The organism is uncultured Campylobacter sp. (genome assembly GCF_938017705.1).
Taxonomy (GTDB): Bacteria; Campylobacterota; Campylobacteria; order Campylobacterales; family Campylobacteraceae; genus Campylobacter_B.
This window is the reverse complement of record NZ_CALIIS010000199.1, coordinates 1-3,938: the sequence shown is the minus strand read 5'-3', so window position 1 is coordinate 3,938 and position 3,938 is coordinate 1. Positions and strand designations below refer to the sequence as shown.

Annotated in this window: 3 protein-coding genes and 1 tRNA gene; all 4 read left to right on the top strand. The window is 53.3% G+C overall.

The window, feature by feature from the left end; all coding sequences use genetic code 11:
- The coding region (locus Q0605_RS09110) for a hypothetical protein (protein ID WP_298706386.1) at positions 1-1,872 on the top strand (1,872 nt) is incomplete at its 5' end.
- A gap of 376 nt (positions 1,873-2,248) precedes the next feature.
- Positions 2,249-2,325 (top strand) — tRNA-Arg (locus Q0605_RS09105).
- 53 nt (positions 2,326-2,378) lie between these two features.
- A complete protein-coding gene (locus Q0605_RS09100) occupies positions 2,379-3,371 on the top strand; it encodes an agmatine deiminase family protein (protein WP_298706384.1) in 993 nt (330 codons plus the stop codon).
- Positions 3,372-3,391: 20 nt separating this feature from the next.
- The coding region (locus Q0605_RS09095) for a nitrilase-related carbon-nitrogen hydrolase (RefSeq protein ID WP_298706382.1) at positions 3,392-3,938 on the top strand (547 nt) is incomplete at its 3' end.

The window sequence follows — 3,938 nt, the reverse complement described above, 5'->3', positions numbered from 1 at the left end:
GTCAAGGACGCGAGAGTGTATCAGAGCGAGCTTGCGCGCTTTGCGCCCGCGATGCTCGATGATGCGAGCGTGGAGCTTTTAAAAAGCGATCCGCAGGCCTTTTTTGAGCGTAGCGCGCGTGAGCTTTATTCAAAATTTCGCCCGCTTAGCCTCTCGCAGGATTTTTTCTCGCTCAGCCTTCACTCGCGCCTCAGCTCTCGCGGCGCTATCAAACTCGATCCTGCGCAAAACCGCTTAATCGCGATCATTGACGGCGCGCCGTACTACCTCGCTACGGCAAGGCTCGCTCCAAAAGCAAACGACGACGCGCTTAGCGCGCTTGTGCGCGAGGCGCAAAAAAGCGAAATTTTAATTTCCGGCACTGCCCTTTTTAGCGCATTGGGTAAGAGCGCTGGCGTGCGCGAAAGCTCCGTGGCGGGCGCCGTATCGCTTAGCCTGTGCGCGGCGCTACTGCTGGCGGCATTTTCGCGCGCACGGATCTTCTGCCTGCTGCTGCCCGCACTTTTCGGGCTTGCCTGCGGCGTAGCGGCTACGATGGCGATCCGCGGCTCGATCCACATCCTAAGCGCCGTGGTTTCGACGAGCCTAATCGGGCTGATGCTGGATTACGCGGTGCACTGGCTCGGCGCAAACATCTCGCGCCGCATCGAAGCTCGCTCGATAAAAAGTATGCGAAATATCCTGCTTCTAGGGTTTTTCATCACTGCGGGAGGCTACTTCGTATTTTTATTCAGCCCGTTTTTTCTGCTCAAAGAGATCGCGATCTTTGCCATAGCCGCGCTTGCGGGGGCGTTTTGCTTTAGCTACTTCGCCCTGCCGCTGCTACTCGAAGGAGCGGAATTTCGCCCCGCTCCGCTCTTTGCAAAAGCTCTTGAACTCTACGCAAAGGCGCTTTGCAAGATAAACCTAAGCCTCAAAGCGCTTGCCATCGTTTGTGCGGCGCTGCTTGCGTTTTTGTATTTTAAAATGGAGCTTAAGGACGACGTCAGCGAATACGCGAGCTTGGATAAAAACCTGATCGCGATGAGCGCCAAGCTCGCAAGCATAGGAGGTTCCAGCTTCGATCTGATCGTGGGCAACGATGCAGGCGCGGTAGCCAAAGAGGCCGTAGCGCGCGGTCTTGCGGACTCCTACACCGGCGTGCCGATTTTGGATCCAGCTACGCAGAGCTTTATCAAGCAGGCCTTTGCAAACTACGATAGAAGCGCATTTTTACGTCTCGGGCTTAGCCGCGAGCTCGTGGACGCAAACTTTGCCAAGATCGCGGATGCGCCTATTTTAAGCTACGAGCAAGCTAGAAGCTCCGTTCTTTTTGCCGCGATGCCGAGCATCGATCCGCATATCGCTTTTTTGCGCGGCGTGCGCGATAAAGCAGCCATTAGCGAGCTTGCCGCGCAGATGGGCGCGCTGCATCTAAACATGCGAAGCGCCATAAGCGAGGCGTTTTCGCAGATCAAAATCAACGCCTTGTATCTAAAATGCGCCGCATACGCGCTCGCGCTCGCACTGCTGTGGGCGTTTTTCGGCGCGCGGACGGCGTGGCTGATCGTCATCTGCGTTTTTGCGACAAATTTGGCCGTGCTCACCCTGCTTAGCGCATTCGGCGTGAGCGTGAATATTTTTGCGATTTTTGCGCTGATCCTATCAGGCGCCGTGGGGATAGATTATATGATCTTTGCAAACAACGATAAGATGGCGCTTAGCGATAAAATTTTCGGCATCACGCTCGCGTCTTTAACCAGCATAATCTCCTTTTTTACGCTCGCTTTCAGCTCCACTAAAGCCGTGGCGCTGTTTGGGCTCTGCGTCAGCCTCAATATCGCGCTAGCGGCGATCTTGGCGCAAGTTTTAGCGGCGAGCAAGAAAAGCTAATCAAGCGAAAGCCAAAGAGCGGAAAGCACCGAATAGACGCTCTTTGCCCCGCTTGCATATAAAATTTATAAAAGAGCGCGCCGCAAATTTATGCAGCCGCCGCGAATGAAAATTTAGCCTAGCGCGCCGCAAGATAAAATTTAGTCTGCATGTGCAAGATAAAATTTAACCGATTAGAGCGCGAGATAAAGTTTGAGATGAAGTTTCGGCCAAGCAAGTTACGAGCCGAAATTTAAAGAGCAAGGTTGCGGGATAAAATTTTAAAAGTTGATTTTTTGAAATTTAATAAAGATAATTTTTTTGTGCAGTGAAATTTAGACCGCTTTTTGGCTAAATTTAAGCTAAAAACGCTATAATCTCGTTTCTTTTATTTCGTGCGCTCGTAGCTCAGCTGGATAGAGCATTTGATTGCGGTTCAAAAGGTCGGGGATTCGAATTCCTCCGGGCGCACCATCTACAAATATTTTTTTCGCTATAATCCGTGAAATTTTAATCTTGGAGCAAAAATGAGAGCATTCGCCGAATGGGAGGAGCAAGAGGCGCTTTTGGTGTCTTTGCCGCACGCAGGTACCGACTGGGCGCCGTATTTAGGCGAGATACGGGTGGCTTATCGCGACTTTATCGCCGCCGCAGCGAGGTTTGAGCCGGTCGTTGCGATCGCGCCGCGCCGTGAGGATTTTGAGCAAATTTGCGGCGGCTTAGCAAACGCGAGCTTCGCGCAAATCGATACCGACGATACGTGGATCCGCGATTACGGCGCGATCGACATAGAGGAGGGCGGTAAAATCACGGGGCTAAATTTTCGTTTCAACGCTTGGGGCGGCAAGTTCGCAAGTGCTAAGGACGACGCGTTAAATTCCAAACTTTACGCCGTGAGCGCCCGTCCGCTGCGAGATGTGGATCTGATCTTAGAAGGCGGCAGCGTCGATTTTGACGGCGCGGGCACGATGCTAACTACGAGCGCGTGTTTGCTGAACGAAAATCGCAACTCCCTAAGCAAGGCCGAGCTGGACGCGCGGCTGCGTGAAATTTTCGGGCTAAAAAAGATAATCTGGCTAGAGCACGGTTTCATAAAAGGCGACGATACCGACAGCCACATCGATACCCTCGCACGCTTTCTAAGCCCGCGCACTGTGGCTATTTCGTCGTGCGGCGATCCGAGCGATCTACATTACGCGGAGCTTGGCGCGATGAAAGATGAAATTTCATCGCTCGGGTACGACGTGATCGAACTGTCGATCCCACGTGCGATCTTTTATCAGGGGCGCAGGCTGCCTGCGACGTATGCAAATTTCGTCTTTTTAAACGGCGCGCTCATAGTACCTACCTACGCAGATTCCACAGATCCGCACGATCCAAACCGCGCGGCGGACGAGCTGGCGCTGTCGCGTCTGCGAGCGGCGTGCACGGATCGCGAAGTAGTGGGAGTGAATGCACGCGTTTTCATCCGCCAAAACGGCTCGCTGCACTGCTCGTGCATGAATAAATTTAAACTTTAAATTTAGATCGAAGGAAAAATATGAAAATTTTAAAAGTTGGGCTGATTTCGCATAAATTTGAAGGCACCAAGGCGCGCACGATAGCGCGCAGTATCGAACTCATCGCGCGCGCAGCGGCGAAGGGCGCGCAATTAATCGTTTTGCAAGAGCTTCATCAGACGCATTATTTTTGTCAGCGCGAAAATACCGAAAATTTCGACTACGCACAGGATTTCGAGCGCGATTTGCGGCTGTGGAGCGAGGTAGCGAAGAGATTTGGCGTCGTGCTGGTAAGCTCGCTTTTCGAGCGTCGCGCCGCGGGGCTGTATCACAACACCGCCGTGGTCTTCGAGCGCGACGGCAGGATTGCCGGCAAGTACCGTAAGATGCATATCCCCGACGATCCGCAGTTTTACGAAAAATTTTATTTCACGCCGGGCGATCTGGGCTTTGAGCCCATAGATACGAGCGTGGGACGGCTAGGCGTGCTGGTGTGCTGGGATCAGTGGTATCCCGAGGCGGCGCGCGCGATGGCGCTGCGGGGTGCCGAGCTGCTCATATATCCGACCGCGATCGGGTGGTTTGACG

Bases quoted from the DNA above. Each gene is read 5' to 3' on its own strand.
- Q0605_RS09100 (WP_298706384.1), top strand. From the start codon at position 2,379: ATGAGAGCATTCGCCGAATGGGAGGAGCAAGAGGCGCTTTTGGTGTCT.